This window comes from Tardiphaga sp. vice154 (assembly GCF_007018645.1).
Lineage (GTDB): Bacteria > Pseudomonadota > Alphaproteobacteria > Rhizobiales > Xanthobacteraceae > Tardiphaga.
Window position 1 is genome coordinate 130,547 of the sequence record NZ_CP041399.1, and the last position, 16,215, is coordinate 146,761.

A 16,215-nucleotide genomic window follows, 5' to 3' on the forward strand; every position below is an offset into this window, starting at 1 on the left:
CATATCGGCACGCAGCAGGAAAACGAACATGGCGATCACGGAACGGGTTTTTTCAGGCGTCCAGCCGACCGGCAATCTGCACCTCGGCAACTACCTCGGCGCCATCGTCAATTTCGTCAAACTGCAGGAGACGCATAACTGCCTGTATTGCGTGGTCGACATGCACGCGATCACCGTTCCCATCAACGTGTGGGGCGGCCCCGACGAGCTGCGTCGCAACACCCGCGAGGTCACCGCGGCCTTCATCGCCTCCGGCATCGACCCCAAGAAACAGATCATCTTCAACCAGAGCCAGGTGCCGGGCCATGCCGAGCTCGCCTGGATCTTCAATTGCGTCGCCCGCCTCGGCTGGCTGAACCGCATGACGCAGTTCAAGGAAAAGGCCGGCAAGGATCGCGAGAACGCGTCCGTCGGCCTGTACGACTATCCGGTGCTGATGGCCGCCGACATTTTGCTCTACCGCGCCACCCATGTGCCGGTCGGAGAGGACCAGAAGCAGCATCTCGAGCTGTGCCGCGACATCGCGCAGAAATTCAACAACGATTTCTCGGAATCGATCGCCGCCCAGGGCCATGACGGGAACTACTTCCCGATGCCGGAGCCGGTGACCACCGGTCCCGCGACGCGGGTGATGAGCCTGCGCGACGGCACCAAGAAGATGTCGAAATCGGACGCCTCCGACAATTCGCGCATCAATCTCACCGACGACGCCGACACCATCGCGCAGAAGATCAAGCGCGCCAAGACCGATCCGGAGCCGCTGCCGTCGGAAGAAGAGGGCCTGAAGCCGCGCCCCGAAGCCGACAATCTGGTCGGCATCTATGCCGCACTCGCCGACAAGCCGAAATCCGAGGTGCTGCGCGAGTTCGGCGGCGCGCAGTTCTCCGGCTTCAAATCCAGCCTCGCCGAACTCGCCGTCAGCAAGCTGGCGCCGATCGCGGCCGAGATGAAGCGGCTGACTGCGGACGAGGGCTATGTCGATCAGGTACTGATCGACGGCGGCGAGCGGGCGCATGCAATCGCGTCCGAGACGATCGACGCGGTGAAGGACATCGTCGGCATGGTGCGCAAGCGGTAGCCGCGCCGCCTTGCATTGTGGCGGTTTGTTGTCGCGGACATCGCGGCAAACACGCTGATGGTTGACAGCCGGATGCTCATCCCGTGAAAGGTGCGGACGCATCCTTCATCCGGTTCGGACCAAACCCCCATGACCAACCTTCGACGCCTCGCGGTGATCGGCACCGTGATCGTTGTCGCCATTGCCGGCTGGGCGCTCAAGAACAGGCTGTTTCCGGCCAAGGCGCCGAGCGCCGTGACGGCGCCGGTGAAGCGCGGCGATATCGAGGAGACCGTGCTGGCCTCGGGCACCCTGAAGCCGATCAAGATGGTCGCGGTCGGCGCGCAGGTGTCCGGACGGGTGACCTCGCTCAAGGTCAGTGTCGGCAACATCGTCAAACGAGGCGACCTGATCGCCCAGATCGATCCGGTCACCCGGCAGAACGACCTGCGCACCGCGGAAGCCGCGTTGCAGAACAGCCGCGCGCAGCGCGCCGAGAAAGAAGCGACCCTGGCGCTGGCGGAAGCCGCACTGAGCCGACAGCAGGTCACCTTCGCGCAAAAGGCCTCGTCGCGCGCCGACTTCGAGACCGCGGACGCCACCGTCAAACAGACCCGCGCGCAGATCTCCGCGCTCGACGCGCAGATCATGCAGGCGCAGGTCTCGGTCGATACCGCCCGCGTCAATCTCGATTACACCAGGATCACGGCACCGATCGACGGCACCGTGCTGGCGGTGGTCACGCAGGAAGGCCAGACCGTCAATGCGGTGCAGTCGGCGCCGACCATCGTGATCCTCGGCCAGCTCGCGATAATGGCGATCCGCGCCGAAATCTCCGAAGTCGACGTCATCAAGGTCCGCCCCGGCCAGAACGTCTATTTCAATATCCTCGGCGATCCCGACCGTCGCTACACGGCGTCGCTCGTCTCGATCGAGCCGGCCCCGGAATCGATCAAGAGCGACAGCAGCTTCAGCTCCTCGACCGTCAGTTCGAGCAGTACGTCGTCCTCGGCCACGAGTTCGGCGATCTATTATAACGGCACCTTCAGCGCGCCGAATGCCGACGGGCGGCTGCTGACCTACATGACCGCGGAAGTCCATGTCGTGGTCGCCGAAGCAAAGGACACGCTGACGATTCCCTCCGCAGCACTCGGGCAGCGCCAGGGTGACGGCAGCTATCCGGTGCAGGTGGCCGACGCCGCCGGCGCGCTGTCGTCGCGCCCGGTGAAAATCGGCATCAACAACAAGCTCACCGCGCAGGTATTGTCCGGCCTCACCGAGGGCGAGCAGGTGGTGGTGCGCAAGGGCATCGCTGAGGCCGGCGCGCCGTCCGGTCCGCCACCGCCGGGAACGTAGCGATGGCCGGCCCGATGATCGTGTTACGAAAATTGCGCCGCGAGTTTCCTTCCGGCGAGGGCACGGTGGTGGCGCTCGACGACCTCGATTTGACCATCGAGGCCGGCGAGATGGTCGCCATCATGGGCACGTCGGGCTCCGGCAAATCCACGCTGATGAACATCCTCGGCTGCCTCGACCGGCCGAGTTCGGGGAGCTACCTGATCGACGGCCGCGAGGCCGCGACCATCGCCGCCGACGACCTCGCTGCCCTACGCCGCGAGCATTTCGGCTTCATCTTCCAGCGCTATCATCTGCTGCCGGAGCTGTCCGCCGCCGGCAATGTGGAGATCCCCGCGATCTATGCCGGCCAGCCGCGCGAGCAGCGCCGCGCCCGCGCTTATGCGCTGCTGCAGCGGCTCGGCATCGCCGACCGCGCCGGCCACCGGCCGAACCAGTTGTCCGGCGGGCAGCAGCAGCGCGTCTCGATCGCCCGCGCGCTGATGAACGGCGCCAACGTCATCCTCGCCGACGAGCCGACCGGCGCGCTCGACCGCCGCAGCGGCGACGAGGTGCTGCGGATTCTCGACGAGCTGCACGAAGAGGGCAAGACGGTCATCATCGTCACCCATGATGCCGGCGTGGCGGCCCGCGCCCGCCGCATCATCGAGCTGAGCGACGGCGTGGTCGTTTCCGACCGCAGAACCGATACGACCGCCGGCGCGGCTGCGTCTGCAGCGACGGCGCGGCCGGAGACGTCGCGGTGGCGCTGGCAGAGCCTGCTGGACCGCACCCGCGAGGCGTTCCGCATGGCGATGCTGGCGATGGCGGCGCACCGGCTGCGCACGTTCCTTACCATGCTCGGCATCATCATCGGGATCGCCTCGGTAGTGTCCGTGGTGGCGCTCGGCGACGCCGCCAAGCGCAAGGTGCTGGCCGATATCAGCACGCTCGGCACCAACACGATCGAGATCTTTCCCGGCAAGGATCTCGGCGATATCCGCTCGTCCAAAATCAAGACGCTGGTGATCGCCGACGCCCGCGCGCTGCAGCAGCAGCCTTATATCGACGGCGTGACGCCGACGGTGTCGACTTCAAGCACGCTGCGCTACGGCCCGCTGGAAGCCACCGCGCTGGTCAACGGCGTCGGCGAGCAGTATTTCGCCGTCAAGGGCACCAAGCTGTCGGCCGGCACCTTCTTCGATGCGGCGGGCTTGCGCGACCGGCAGCAGGACGTGGTGATCGACGAAAAGACCCGGCAGACGTTTTTCAGCAACGAGCCAGATGGGCCGATCGGCAAGGTGATCCTGGTCGGGCGCGTGCCGTGCCGGATCATCGGCGTCACGCAGCAGCAGCAGGGCGGCTTCGGCTCCAGCCAGAACCTGTCGGTCTATCTGCCCTACACCACCGTGCAGGCACGCTTCCTCGGCAACGCCTCGCTGCGCAGCATCCTCTTGCGGGTCAATGACGACACCGCCACCGACGCGGCGGAGCGCGACGTGACGCGGTTCCTGACGCAGCGCCACCGGATCAAGGATTTCGTCATTCTCAACACCGACGACATCCGCAAGACCATCACCCGCACCACCGAGACGCTGACGCTGATGATCGCCGCCATCGCGGTGATCTCGCTGGTGGTGGGCGGCATCGGCGTGATGAACATCATGCTGGTATCGGTGTCCGAGCGGATCGGCGAGATCGGCGTGCGAATGGCGGTCGGCGCGCGGCGCAGCGACATCCTGCAGCAGTTCCTGATCGAGGCGGTGATGGTCTGCGTGATCGGCGGCGCGCTCGGCGTCAGTCTCGCGTTTGGCCTGGCGGCGCTGTTCAACGCGCTGGTTCCGGCGTTCCAGCTCGGCTTCTCCATGACCTCGGTCGTTGCCGCCTTCCTCTGTTCGACAGGGATTGGGATCATCTTCGGCTATCTGCCGGCCCGGCACGCCTCGTTCCTCGATCCGCTGGCGGCGCTGTCGCGCGATTGACGCCGCGCCCTTGTCGGAACCGGCCGCCGCATGGCAGCATGGTTGCGTTCGGTCGCGCGGCTCGGTATCGGGACATCCATGAGCACCCAGCGAAGAAGCTATGAGAGCGGCCACAAGCCGAAATGCCTGGTCGTGGTCGACGACAGCGAGGAATGGGACCGCGCGGTGTATTATGCCAGCCGCTGGGCGGTCCGGGTCGGCGGCGGCGTGGTGATGCTGCGCGTGATCGAGACCGAGGACCACAACCAGCAATGGCTGGGCGTCGCTGACATCATGCGTGCCGAGGCCGAGGAAGGCGCCAATCTGGCGCTCGACCGCGCCTCCGGCCGCGCCAACGGGCTTGCCGCGATCACCCCGGAACGGGTGATCCGCGAGGGCGACCCGACCGAGCAGATCCTCGACGTGATCGACAAGGACGAGGACATCGCGATGCTGGTGCTGGCCGCCTCCGGCGGGCCGGAAGGACCGGGTCCGATCGTCACCACGATGGCCAAGCTGGTCGGCACCTTCCCGATCCCGGTGACCATCGTCTCGGGCGCCCTGACGGACGCCGATATCGACGCGCTGTCGTAGGGCCAAAACTGTCATTCCGGGGCGCGGACGGCGCCAGCCGGGCGCGAACCCGGAATCTCGAGGTGGGACGATGAACATATCGAGGTTCCCCGCCGCTCCAAGCGGAGCGGCTGAGGTTCGCTCGCGCTGACGCGCTCTCACCCCGGAACGACAGTCAGTTCGTCCCTTGATCGTGCGTTTGCCGTCGCCATTTGCTAGGAATACCCCACGCGCCGGCCTTGAACCGGCGACGACGGAGAAAGCCATGTTCATCCAGACCGAAGCCACCCCCAATCCCGCCACCCTGAAATTCATTCCCGGCCGCGACGTGCTCGATTCCGGCACGATGGAATTCACCAGCCGCGACGCCGCCGCGAAATCGCCGCTCGCCGAAAAGCTGTTCGACGTGCCCGGCGTCACCGGCGTGTTCTACGGCTCCGACTTCGTCACCGTGACCAAGAACGACAGCGACTGGCAGCACATGAAGCCGGCGATCCTCGGCGCGATCATGGAGCACTACATGTCCGGCGCGCCGTTGATGGCCGACGGCAGCGTCAAGGGCGACGTGATGGAGGAAGGCGACGAGGAATTCTTCGCCGAGACCGACGCCGAGACCGTCGACATCATCAAGGACCTGATCGAGACGAGGGTGCGCCCCGCGGTGGCCGCCGACGGCGGCGACATCACCTTCCGCGGCTTCAAGGACGGCATCGTCTATCTCGCCATGAAGGGCGCCTGCTCCGGCTGCCCGTCCTCTACCGCAACGCTGCAGCACGGCATCCAGAACCTGCTCAAGCACTTCGTTCCGGGAGTCGTCGAAGTCCGCCCGATCTAACCATCGCAGGGTGGGTAAAAGCCCCGGCCGCGCAAAGCGCGGCGGGGTGCGCTCACCAACGCGTGATGCAGTAGTAGGTGGTGGGCACAGCGCGAAGAGCGCTTTTGCCCACTCTACAGCTATGCCGCCTGGCCAATGCTGGAGGCTTCTTCCGCCGCGCGCTGCATGCTCGATGACATTTCATTCGTCACCGTGTTCTGCTCCTCGATTGCCGCGGCCGTCGCCGTGACGTATTCGCTGACGTTCTGGATCTCCTGCTTGATGGCTTCCAGCGCTGCGACCACGTCGCCGGAAATGCCATTGAGGCTGCCGATCTCGGCACCGATCTTGTCGGTCGCCTGCTTGGCCTGGTTGGCCAGGTTTTTAACCTCCGACGCCACCACCGCAAAGCCGCGGCCCGCCTCGCCGGCGCGCGCCGATTCGATGGTCGCGTTGAGCGCCAGCAGGTTGATCTGGCCGGTGATGTTTCCGATCAGTTCGACGATGCCGCTCATCGCCTGCGCGGCGGCGTTCAGTCGCTGCGCCTGCTCGTCGGCCTGTTCGACCTTCTGCACCGCGGAGAGCGCCGTGTTCTTGGACTTCATCATCGCCTCGGAGATCTCGCGCACCGATGCGTTCAACTCTTCGGCGCCGGCCGCGACGGATTCCATCATGCCGCGGACGCGCTCGCTCTTCATGCGGGCGATTACCTGATCGGTGGTGACCGTCGCATATTTGACCACCTTGAACGGCTTGCCGTTGAGATCGAGAATCGGATTGTAGGATGCCTGGATCCAGACTTCGCGACCGCCCTTGCCGATCCGCTTGTACTCGGCTGCCTGATATTCGCCGCGCTTGAGGCTGGCCCAGAATTCGCGATAGGCCGCGCTGTCGCGCTCGGAGGGCTGCACGAACAGGCTGTGGTGCTTGCCCTGGATCTCGCCCAGCGAATAACCCATCGCATGCAGGAGATTGTTGTTGGCCGTGAGCACACGGCCGCTCATGTCGAATTCGATCACCGCCTGCGATTTTCCGATCGCTGCGATCTGGCCGGCGAGATCGGCAGTGGTGAGTTTCTGTTGGGTTACGTCCGTTGCGAACTTGACCACTTTGATCGGCTTGCCGTTGCTGTCGAGGATCGGATTGTAGGTGGCCTGGATCCAGACTTCGCGGCCGCCCTTGGCGATCCGCTTGTACTCGGCAACCAGAAACTCGCCGCGCTTGAGGCCGGCCCAGAACTCGCGATAGGCGGCGCTGTCGCGCATCGCCGGTTCAACGAACATGCTATGTTTCTGGCCTTGGATCTCCGACAGCGAATATCCGAGCGCCTTGAGGAAATTATCGTTGGCGGTGAGGATCGTCCCGTCCATATCGAATTCGATCACCGCCTGCGCCCTGCCGATGGCGACAACCTTCGCCATGGACTCCAGGTTTTGCAGCCGCAGCGTCGCGTCCGACCATTCGATGGTCGATCCTGCTGCTTTGGCGTCCTTGTCCTTGAGGGGGGTGGCGACGAGGTCGAAGGATTGCCCGCCGACATGGATCAAGGTCCGACGCGTCTTGGTCAGGCTTTCGATCATCTCGCGCTGATGCGCAGGATTTTTCTGGAACACATCGATCCTGCTGCCGATCAGCCCCGCCACATTGAAGCCCGGCAGCTCTTTGGCGATATCGGCTTCGGCCGCCCGCAAGAGACTCATGATCGCCTCGTTGAGGTAGACGATCTTGAAACCGGCATCCACGACCATCACGCTGGCGGTCAGGGCATCCATCGCCATAAATCTGGCGCGCTCAAATTGGGCGGGGCGGCGACTGAACATGCTTGAATATCCAAACTTGGAATTGCGGGAGAATTTGCTTGGATCAGATGCCCGTCATGAAATACATGCCCGATCCAGGAACATGCTCGACTGGATGCAGAATGGGCGGCGGCCGACAAATATTTGTTAAGCGGATGATCCGTAGTGGTACGGGAGTTCCCAGGTACCACGCGGAATCGTTGTGTCTCGATAACGCTTTGCAGCCGAATCAACAGCTTAACGGGACGGTCTGTTACCGGACTTTAGGGCCGAAGTGTACACACCTTGCTTCGGATCATGCTGGATTCAACGGCGGTGACGAAAGCTCGAATCCGGCCAGCATGCACGCCAGGATGGCTGCAACCGACCGGCCCTGACGGTACCCATTCGACGCCCGGCCATGGTAGAACTTGCGCATGTTCATTCTCGCCATCGACACCGCCCTCGACGCCTGCGCCGCCGGCATCCTCGACACCCGCTCCAGCCGGCTGATCGCGCACGAATCGCTTGCGATGAAGCGCGGCCATGCCGAAGCCTTGATGCCGCTGATCGCGCGGGTGATGGCCAGCTCCGGCATCGGCTTTGCCGATCTCGACCGCGTTGCAGTGACCACCGGCCCCGGCAGCTTCACCGGGCTGCGCGTCGGCCTGGCTGCCGCCCGCGGCATTGGCCTTGCCGCCGGCAAGCCCGTCGTCGGCGTGACGACCCTGACGGCCTTTGCCGCCCCCGTCGTGAGCCGCGACGCCGGCCATCCCGTGATCTCCGCGATCGATGCGCGGCACGACCATGTCTATTACCAGGTGGTGAGCAGCGACGGCGGCTCGCTGGTGCCGCCGAGGGTCGCCCCGATCGACGAGGCGCTGGAAGCTGCGCAATTCGGAGCGCCGCACATCGTCGGCAACGCCGCCGGCATTCTGGCCGCGCGCTGGCCGGCCGATACGCCACCACCGGTGCAGATCGATACCCAGCCTGCGCCAGAGATTGACTGGCTGGCCTGGCTTGGCGTCGCCGTCGATCCCGAGACCGCGCTGGCACGGCCCTATTACCTTCGCGCGCCCGACGCCAAGCCGCAGCTTGGCGCGGTGCCGCACGCCGTTGTGCCGAACGAAGCTGCCGCACCATGACCGGCTGGTGGGCGCGCTGGTTCGGCGGCGGCACGCCGGTCGTCGAACCCGCCACGTTGCGCGATGTCCGTCGGCTGGCGCAACTGCATGCGGCGTCCTTCCACCGCGGCTGGGGCGAAGGCGAATTCGAGCAGATGCTGCGCGAGCAAAACACATTGCTGCACCGGCTCCGGCAGGGTGGCCGCGTGATCGGCTTTGCGGTGTCGCGGCTTGCCGCCGACGAGGCGGAAATTCTCTCGATCGCCGTGGCACCGAGCCATCGCGGCCGCGGACTGTCACGCGACCTGTTCCTGACCCATCTCGGCCATCTGGCGGGACGCGGGGTGCACACCGTGTTCCTCGAGGTCGAGGAGAACAATCAGCCGGCGCGAAAATTGTACGAACGCGCCGGATTCGCCGTCGCCGGACGCCGCGAGCGTTATTACAAGGAGGCCGGCGGGGTCGAATTGAACGCCCTGGTGATGCGCCGCGACTTGTCCTGACCGGCGCGGAGTGGCAAAAGACGGCTCGCTACCGGAACCTCAATCATGACCGCCTTCAAGACATCGCCTTCGCCGAAGGCCACCGGAATCGAGGCGCGTTGCGCCGCGACCGGCATGCGGATGACCGAACAGCGCCGCGTCATCGCCCGCGTATTGGCCGATTCGCTGGATCATCCCGACGTCGAGGAATTGTATCGCCGCTGCATCGCGGTCGATGACAAGATCTCGATCTCGACGGTGTATCGCACCGTCAAATTGTTCGAGGACGCCGGCATCATCGAGCGCCATGATTTTCGCGAGGGCCGTGCGCGCTACGAGCAGATGCGCGACAGCCACCACGATCACCTGATCAATTTGCGCGACGGCACCGTGATCGAGTTCACCTCCGAGGAAATCGAGAAGCTGCAAGCCGAGGTCGCTGCCCGGCTCGGCTACAGACTGGTCGATCACCGCCTGGAACTGTATTGCGTGCCGCTCGACGACGACAAATCGACATCGTGAATTTCGATCTCGTCATTTTCGATTGCGACGGCGTGCTGGTGGACAGCGAGGCACTGGCCTGCGTGGTCCATGCCGAGGTGCTTACGGCGCATGGCTATGCGATCACGCCGGAGCAGGTGCATGAACGCTTCCTCGGCCGCTCGTCGCGCGAGGCGCGGTTCGAGGTCGAGACCGAAATGGGCCGCGTGCTGCCCGATGAATATACGGTGCAATTGAAGGCGACGATCGACCAGGTGTTCGGCGAGCAACTCACCCCGGTCCCGCATATCGCCGCGACGCTGTCGAAACTGACCCAGCGCGTCTGCGTGGCCTCTTCGGGCACGCCGACGCGTATCGTCAGCAGTCTCACCACCACCGGCCTGATCGACCGCTTCGCGCCCCACCTGTTTTCCGCGAGCCAGGTCGAGCGCGGCAAGCCGGCGCCGGACCTGTTTATGTTCGCCGCCGCGCAGATGGCCGTGGCGCCATCGCGCTGCCTGGTGATCGAGGACAGCCTGCCCGGCGTCAAAGCGGCGCGCGCCGCCGGCATGGCCGTGCTCGGCTTCCACGGCGGCGCCCATTGCGGCCCGGACACCGCGGCAACGCTGACGGAAGCGGGCGCGACGGCGACATTCGACGACATGCGGCTGTTGCCGGCACTGATTGCCGGGCTGCAGGCCCGCGCCGAAGCGGATATGCCCGGTTAAGCCTCTGTTAAACCTGACATTTCCTACCCGTGCTGGATTTCCCGGGCAATACACTATATTGAGCGCTGCATATTGAGCGCTGCGCAGCCTGCGCTGCTAGCTTCGAACATTCAGGTTCCATGACCGCGCCGCGCAAGCTGCATATCAAGTCCTACGGCTGCCAGATGAACGTCTACGATGCCCAGCGCATGGTCGATACGCTGGCGCCCGAAGGCTTTGTCGAGACATCGAGCGTCGATGACGCCGATCTCGTGATTCTCAATACCTGCCACATCCGCGAGAAGGCCTCCGAGAAGGTTTATTCCGAACTCGGACGGCTGCGCGTCGCCAAGGACGCCGCCGCACAGGGCGGACGGCAGATGAACATTGTCGTCGCCGGCTGCGTCGCGCAGGCCGAGGGCCAGGAGATCATCCGTCGCGCGCCGGTGGTCGACGTGGTGGTGGGGCCGCAGAGCTATCACAACCTGCCGCAACTACTGGCCAAGGCAAAGGCCGGCGGCCGCGCGCTGGACACCGAATTCCCCATCGATGACAAGTTCGGCTTCCTGCCGGCGCCGAAGCCGGCGGCGATCCGCGCGCGCGGCATTTCCTCATTCGTCACCGTGCAGGAAGGCTGCGACAAGTTCTGCACGTTCTGCGTGGTGCCCTATACGCGCGGCGCCGAAGTCTCGCGCCCCGTCGGCAAGATCGTCGATGACGTCATGCGCCTCGCCGACAATGGCGTCTGCGAAATCACGCTGATCGGCCAGAACGTCAACGGCTATCACGGCGAAGGCCCGGACGGACGACCGTGGCCGCTTGGCACGCTGCTTCGCCGGCTGGCCGAGATTCCGGGCATCGTGCGCCTGCGCTATTCCACCAGCCATCCGCGCGACGTCGAGGACAGCCTGATCGAGGCGCACCGCGATTTGCCGGAGCTGATGCCCTATGTGCATCTGCCGGTGCAGTCGGGCTCCGACCGCATTCTCGGCCTGATGAATCGTAAGCACACTGCCAAAGATTATCTGGAAGTCATCGAACGTTTTCGCGGCGCGCGCCAAGACATTGCTTTTACTTCCGATTTCATCGTCGGCTTTCCCGGCGAAACCGAGGAAGATTTCCAGGCGACGCTCGCGCTTGTCACGCAAATCGGTTACGCTGGTGCCTATTCGTTCAAGTATTCACCGCGGCCGGGCACGCCCGCTGCGGAAATGCCGGGAACGGTGTCAGCGGCAGTGATGGATGAGCGCTTGGTGCGACTTCAGGAACTGATCGACAGCCAGCAGTCGGCCTTCAACGCGGCGACGATTGGCCAGACCGTTGACGTGCTGTTCGAACGCGCCGCGCGCAATCCCGGCCAGATCGTTGGCCGCACGCCCTGGCTGCAGCCGGCCCATGTGATGGCCTCCGAGGACATTATCGGCAAGGTTTTGCCCGTCACCGTCACCAGCCTCGAGCGCTACAGCCTGCTCGGCCACCTCGCCACATCTCCAGTCCAAGCGTTGTCCGTTTTGCCTCACACCGTTATGGGAGCCTGAATTCTTGGCCAAAAGCGCATCGGATCTGCCCTCGCTCGCCGCCCGCAAGATTGAAACGCTGCCCCAGCCCGAGACGCAGGTCGTCATCGACTTCGACGACAACCGCGCGGCCTCCTCGCTGGTCGGGCCCTACGGCCAGAACCTCGCCATCGTCGAACGACGACTGAACGTCGTGGTGGATTCCCGCGGCAACCACATCACCCTGACCGGCACGCGCGATGCCTGCGATGCCGCCCGCCGCGTGCTCGAGACGCTGTACGCCCAGGCGGTGCAGGGCCACGACCTCGCGCCGGGCGAAGTCGAAGGTGCAATCCGCGCCACGCTGGCGCAGGGCTCGCTGTTCGCCTTCGACCCGAAGGCCAAGGCCTCGACCTTCGAGGCCATCAATCTGCGCAAGCGCCCGGTGCGCGCCCGCACGGCCGCGCAGGATACGTACATCCAGGCGCTGAAGAGCCATGAGCTGGTGTTCGGCATCGGCCCTGCCGGCACCGGCAAGACCTGGCTCGCGGTGGCGCAGGCCGCCGCGCTGTTCGAGCGCAAGGAAGTCGACCGCATCATCCTGTCGCGCCCGGCGGTGGAAGCCGGCGAACGGCTCGGCTTTTTGCCGGGCGATCTCCGCGAAAAGGTCGATCCCTATCTGCGCCCGATCTACGACGCGCTCTATGACCTGATGGATTCGCGCATCGTCGAGCGCGCGTTGCAGACCGGCGAGATCGAGATCGCGCCGCTCGCCTTCATGCGCGGGCGCACGCTGACCAATGCAGCGATCATTCTCGACGAGGCACAGAATACCACCTCGATGCAGATGAAGATGTTTCTGACCCGGCTTGGCGAAAACAGCCGCATGATCATTACCGGCGATCCCAGCCAGGTCGATCTGCCGCCCGGCCAGACCTCGGGCCTGGCGGAGGCCGCGCGGCTGCTCGACGGCGTGCAGGGCATCGCGCAGGTCAAATTCTCCGCCGAAGACGTGATCCGCCACGAACTGGTGGCGCGGATCGTCGCTGCCTATGAGGGAATTCCGCAAAAGCCCGCGGTACCCAAGAAGGCCTGATGCCCTATAACAGAATGGGCCGACCCGATGTCGGGTTGGCCTGCGAAAGAAGTTTACTACCGATGACGACCCCCACACTGCCCGCGACCGAAGTCATGATCGTCGCCGATTGCTGGAACGCCGAGGCCGACGCCGAAGCGGTGATCTTTCGCGCGATCGAAGCCGCGGCCGCTCATGTCGACGCCGAAACCGGCGACGCCGAACTGGCCATCATGCTGACCGACGACGCCGGCATCCAGACGCTGAACAAGAACTGGCGCGGCATCGACAAGCCGACCAACGTGCTCTCTTTCCCGGCGGTGCAGCCGCCGTCCGGCGTCGAGCCGGATGACACCGACACGCCGCGCATGCTCGGCGACATCGCGATCGCCTATGAGACGACGCGGCGCGAAGCCGACGGGGAAGAAAAGACGTTCGAGCATCACCTCAGCCATCTCGCCGTGCACGGCTTCCTGCATCTGATCGGCTACGATCACGAGAACGACGATCAAGCCGAGGCGATGGAAGCGCTGGAGCGCGAGATCCTGGCGCAACTCGGCATTGCCGATCCCTATGCGGATCGGGAGCCCGTTGCCAGCCAGGACCGGGTGACCTGAGATGCCCGACGGCGACAGTAGCGACACCACGATCATCAGCAATCTGCCTGCGGTGATCCACACCGGCGAGGTGATGCGCCCCTCCGCCGAAGGCTGGCTGACCCGCGCGATCCGCTCGCTGTTCGGCTGGAAGCCCGGCTCGGTGCGCGACGACCTGCAGGTGGTGCTCGATGCCTCGACGCCCGACGAGACCGGCTTCTCGACCATCGAGCGCACCATGCTGCGCAACATCCTCGGCCTGCACGAACGCCGCATCGCCGACGTCATGATTCATCGCGCCGACATCGTCGCCGTGAAGCAGGACATTCCGCTCGGCGAATTGATGGGCCTGTTCGAGAGCGCCGCGCATTCGCGCCTCGTGGTCTATGACGAGACGCTCGACGACCCCGTCGGCATCGTCCACATCCGCGACCTCTTGGCCTTCATGACCGAGAAGGCGCGCACGGTCGTGCCCTCGACGGCCAAGCGCAAGAAGCCGACGACCGCGGGGCTCGACCTGCGCTCGATCGATCTGGCGCAGAAGGTTTCCGAAACCGGCATCATCCGCAAATTGCTCTACGTGCCGCCGTCGATGCGTGCGATCGATCTTCTGGCCCAGATGCAGGCGGCGCGGATTCATCTGGCGCTGGTGGTCGATGAATATGGCGGCACCGACGGCCTGGTCTCGATCGAGGACATCGTCGAGCAGATCGTCGGCGAGATCGACGACGAGCACGACAGCGACGAGCCCCCCTCGATCGTCAAACAGGGCGACAGCTTCATCGCCGACGCGCGCGCCAGCCTCGAGGACGTCGTCGCCATGGTCGGCGAGGATTTCGACACCGGCGAAGCCGGCGAGGAGGTCGATACGCTGGGCGGCTACCTGGTCACCCATGTCGGCCGGCTGCCGGTGCGCGGCGAGGTGATCTCCGGGCCCGGCAATTTCGAGATCGAAGTGCTCGACGCCGATCCGCGCCGCGTCAAGAAGCTGCGTATCGGGCCGCGCAAGGAGCGCCCGGTGGTGCGGCCGCGGGGTCGTCGCGACAGCGGCAATGACGCAGCGAGCCCGCCGCAGGCCAATGACAATTCCACAGCGCGGCCGGGCGACAGCGCGGGTTCACCGTGATCCCCCGTCCGCTGCGCAACCTCGCTCTGTCGATCATCCTGGCCTGGGGCTGGAAGCGCGCCGGCATTGCGCTTCTCGCCGGCATCGTGTCGTCGCTGGCAATGGCGCCGTTCAACGCCTGGCCGGTGCTGTTCTTGACGTTCCCGATCGTGGTCTGGCTGATCGACGGCTCCGCCGCCGGCCGGATGCAGGGCGTTCCCGCCGCGGCGATGGCCGGCTGGTGGTTCGGCTTCGGTTATTTCGTGCCCGGCCTGTACTGGATCGGCTACGCCTTCCTGGTCGATGCCGACACCTTCGCCTGGCTGCTGCCGGCGGCCATCGGCGGCCTGCCCGCTTATCTCGCGCTGTTCACCGCGGCAGGTTTTGCATTGGCGCGGCTGTTGTGGACGAAAGATGCCACCCGCGTGCTGGCGCTGGCCGCCAGCCTGACCATTGGTGAATGGCTGCGTGGCCATGTGCTGACCGGCTTCCCCTGGAACAGTTTCGGCTATGCCCTCAGCGAACCGCTGGCGCTGGCGCAGATCGCGTCGCTGATCGGGCTGTGGGGCATGACGTTTGTAGCAGTGGCGATCTTCGCCGCACCCGCGATCCTGATCGACGGCCCCTCGCGGACGGCGCGGCCCTGGCTGCCGCTGGCGCTCGCCGTGGCGCTGCTGGTCGGGATGGGCACGTTCGGCGTGATCCGGCTGTCGCGCACGCCGACGCAACTGGTCGCGGGCGTCAAGCTGCGCATCATGCAACCGAATCTCGCGCAGGACGTCCGCTTCAACTATGCCGCCAAGGCGGAGGTGATGAAGCAATATCTCGCGCTGTCGGACCGCGCCACCGGGCCGGATTCCAGCGGCGTCGGCGACGCCAGCATCCTGATCTGGCCGGAATCGGCCTTTCCGTTCTTCCTCACGCGCGAGGCGGACGCGATGGCACAGATCGCAGCCTTGCTGCCGAAAGGCACCACGCTGGTCACCGGCGCCGTGCGCCCGCCCGACCAGCCGCCCGGCACAAGGGTGACGCGGGCCTATAATTCGATCTTCGTGATCGATGACGAAGGCAGCATCGTTTCGGCCTATGACAAACTACATCTGGTGCCGTTCGGCGAATATCTGCCGTTTCAGGAATTTGCCGAAAAGATCGGTCTCCAGCAACTCACCAAGCAGGTCGGCGGATTCATCCCCGGCACGCGCCGGCGATCCCTCGAGATTCCCGGCGCCCCGCGCATGCTGCCGCTGATCTGCTACGAAGCGATCTTCCCCAATGATATCACCTCGCCCGACGACCGCCCGGGCTGGATCGTCAACCTCACCAATGACGGCTGGTTCGGCATTTCCACAGGCCCCTATCAGCATCTGCAACAGACGCGGATGCGCGCGGTCGAAGAAGGCCTGCCGATCGTTCGAGCAGCGAACACCGGCATCTCGGCGGTGATCGATCCGGTCGGCCGCATCACAGCGAAACTCGACCTCGGTGTCGAAGGCGTGCTCGACGCTGGTCTGCCGGCTGCCATCGCACCGACGCTTTACGCGCGGATGAGAGATATTCCAGCTTTGATATTTGTAGCTCTCGGCATCCTCGTTGCAGTGCGACGGCGCACGGCGGCGCGGGCATAGACCTGCG

15 protein-coding genes are annotated in these 16,215 nt (G+C 65.1%); 14 read left to right on the forward strand and 1 reads right to left on the reverse strand.

Annotated features, from left to right (window positions below):
- Window positions 1-28: 28 nt before the first annotated feature.
- The 5 genes from trpS (at window position 29) to FIU28_RS00565 (ending at window position 5,761) form a co-directional block, all read left to right on the forward strand.
- Window positions 29-1,078 (forward strand): tryptophan--tRNA ligase, encoded by a 1,050-nt coding sequence (gene trpS, locus FIU28_RS00545; RefSeq protein WP_143571172.1) that lies wholly within the window; start codon window positions 29-31, stop codon window positions 1,076-1,078.
- A gap of 129 nt (window positions 1,079-1,207) precedes the next feature.
- Entirely contained in the window at window positions 1,208-2,413 is a 1,206-nt protein-coding gene (locus tag FIU28_RS00550) for an efflux RND transporter periplasmic adaptor subunit (protein ID WP_143571173.1), read from the forward strand.
- A 2-nt stretch (window positions 2,414-2,415) separates the two neighbouring features.
- Window positions 2,416-4,374: a MacB family efflux pump subunit gene (locus tag FIU28_RS00555; RefSeq protein ID WP_143571174.1), complete on the forward strand. Its 1,959-nt coding sequence runs from the start codon at window positions 2,416-2,418 to the stop codon at window positions 4,372-4,374.
- 78 nt (window positions 4,375-4,452) lie between these two features.
- Complete coding sequence (locus FIU28_RS00560) at window positions 4,453-4,947, forward strand: universal stress protein (RefSeq protein ID WP_143571175.1); 495 nt, start codon at window positions 4,453-4,455, stop codon at window positions 4,945-4,947.
- Between the two features lie 244 nt (window positions 4,948-5,191).
- Window positions 5,192-5,761: a NifU family protein gene (locus tag FIU28_RS00565; RefSeq protein WP_143571176.1), complete on the forward strand. Its 570-nt coding sequence runs from the start codon at window positions 5,192-5,194 to the stop codon at window positions 5,759-5,761.
- 119 nt (window positions 5,762-5,880) lie between these two features.
- Here the strand turns inward: FIU28_RS00565 and FIU28_RS00570 are convergent, their stop codons facing one another.
- Window positions 5,881-7,560, reverse strand: coding sequence for a methyl-accepting chemotaxis protein (locus FIU28_RS00570; RefSeq protein ID WP_143571177.1), 1,680 nt, complete (start codon window positions 7,558-7,560; stop codon window positions 5,881-5,883).
- A gap of 395 nt (window positions 7,561-7,955) precedes the next feature.
- On the opposite strand from FIU28_RS00570, the gene tsaB reads away from it, so the two are divergent.
- The 9 genes from tsaB to lnt all read left to right on the forward strand — a co-directional run bounded on the left by tsaB (window position 7,956) and on the right by lnt (window position 16,208).
- Window positions 7,956-8,663: a tRNA (adenosine(37)-N6)-threonylcarbamoyltransferase complex dimerization subunit type 1 TsaB gene (gene tsaB, locus FIU28_RS00575; protein ID WP_143571178.1), complete on the forward strand. Its 708-nt coding sequence runs from the start codon at window positions 7,956-7,958 to the stop codon at window positions 8,661-8,663.
- Window positions 8,660-9,145, forward strand: coding sequence for a ribosomal protein S18-alanine N-acetyltransferase (gene rimI / locus FIU28_RS00580; protein WP_143571179.1), 486 nt, complete (start codon window positions 8,660-8,662; stop codon window positions 9,143-9,145). The genes tsaB and rimI overlap by 4 nt, the downstream gene beginning before the upstream one ends.
- Window positions 9,146-9,190: 45 nt before the next feature.
- Window positions 9,191-9,646 (forward strand): Fur family transcriptional regulator, encoded by a 456-nt coding sequence (locus FIU28_RS00585; protein WP_143571180.1) that lies wholly within the window; start codon window positions 9,191-9,193, stop codon window positions 9,644-9,646.
- On the forward strand, window positions 9,643-10,332 hold the full coding sequence (locus FIU28_RS00590) for an HAD family hydrolase (RefSeq protein ID WP_143571181.1): 690 nt from the start codon (window positions 9,643-9,645) through the stop codon (window positions 10,330-10,332). Before FIU28_RS00585 ends, FIU28_RS00590 begins: the two co-directional genes overlap by 4 nt.
- A gap of 119 nt (window positions 10,333-10,451) precedes the next feature.
- The gene (gene miaB / locus FIU28_RS00595; protein WP_143571182.1) at window positions 10,452-11,849 is read left to right on the forward strand and encodes a tRNA (N6-isopentenyl adenosine(37)-C2)-methylthiotransferase MiaB; all 1,398 of its coding nucleotides are present in this window, start codon (window positions 10,452-10,454) and stop codon (window positions 11,847-11,849) included.
- 4 nt (window positions 11,850-11,853) lie between these two features.
- Window positions 11,854-12,903: a PhoH family protein gene (locus FIU28_RS00600; protein WP_143571183.1), complete on the forward strand. Its 1,050-nt coding sequence runs from the start codon at window positions 11,854-11,856 to the stop codon at window positions 12,901-12,903.
- 62 nt (window positions 12,904-12,965) lie between these two features.
- Window positions 12,966-13,499 carry an rRNA maturation RNase YbeY gene (gene ybeY, locus FIU28_RS00605; protein ID WP_143571184.1) on the forward strand — a complete coding sequence of 178 codons (534 nt, stop codon included), beginning with the start codon at window positions 12,966-12,968 and terminating at the stop codon, window positions 13,497-13,499.
- 1 nt (window position 13,500) lies between these two features.
- The gene (locus tag FIU28_RS00610) at window positions 13,501-14,604 is read left to right on the forward strand and encodes a hemolysin family protein (RefSeq protein WP_143571185.1); all 1,104 of its coding nucleotides are present in this window, start codon (window positions 13,501-13,503) and stop codon (window positions 14,602-14,604) included.
- Window positions 14,601-16,208, forward strand: coding sequence for an apolipoprotein N-acyltransferase (lnt, locus tag FIU28_RS00615; RefSeq protein WP_246660829.1), 1,608 nt, complete (start codon window positions 14,601-14,603; stop codon window positions 16,206-16,208). The genes FIU28_RS00610 and lnt overlap by 4 nt, the downstream gene beginning before the upstream one ends.
- Window positions 16,209-16,215: the final 7 nt, after the last annotated feature.

Bases quoted from the DNA above. Each gene is read 5' to 3' on its own strand.
- FIU28_RS00585 (WP_143571180.1), top strand. From the start codon at position 9,191: ATGACCGCCTTCAAGACATCGCCTTCGCCGAAGGCCACCGGAATCGAG.
- FIU28_RS00555 (WP_143571174.1), top strand. From the start codon at position 2,416: ATGGCCGGCCCGATGATCGTGTTACGAAAATTGCGCCGCGAGTTTCCT.
- tsaB (WP_143571178.1), top strand. From the start codon at position 7,956: ATGTTCATTCTCGCCATCGACACCGCCCTCGACGCCTGCGCCGCCGGC.
- FIU28_RS00610 (WP_143571185.1), top strand. From the start codon at position 13,501: ATGCCCGACGGCGACAGTAGCGACACCACGATCATCAGCAATCTGCCT.
- miaB (WP_143571182.1), top strand. From the start codon at position 10,452: ATGACCGCGCCGCGCAAGCTGCATATCAAGTCCTACGGCTGCCAGATG.
- ybeY (WP_143571184.1), top strand. From the start codon at position 12,966: ATGACGACCCCCACACTGCCCGCGACCGAAGTCATGATCGTCGCCGAT.
- trpS (WP_143571172.1), top strand. From the start codon at position 29: ATGGCGATCACGGAACGGGTTTTTTCAGGCGTCCAGCCGACCGGCAAT.
- FIU28_RS00560 (WP_143571175.1), top strand. From the start codon at position 4,453: ATGAGCACCCAGCGAAGAAGCTATGAGAGCGGCCACAAGCCGAAATGC.
- rimI (WP_143571179.1), top strand. From the start codon at position 8,660: ATGACCGGCTGGTGGGCGCGCTGGTTCGGCGGCGGCACGCCGGTCGTC.
- FIU28_RS00565 (WP_143571176.1), top strand. From the start codon at position 5,192: ATGTTCATCCAGACCGAAGCCACCCCCAATCCCGCCACCCTGAAATTC.
- FIU28_RS00570 (WP_143571177.1), bottom strand. From the start codon at position 7,560: ATGTTCAGTCGCCGCCCCGCCCAATTTGAGCGCGCCAGATTTATGGCG.
- FIU28_RS00550 (WP_143571173.1), top strand. From the start codon at position 1,208: ATGACCAACCTTCGACGCCTCGCGGTGATCGGCACCGTGATCGTTGTC.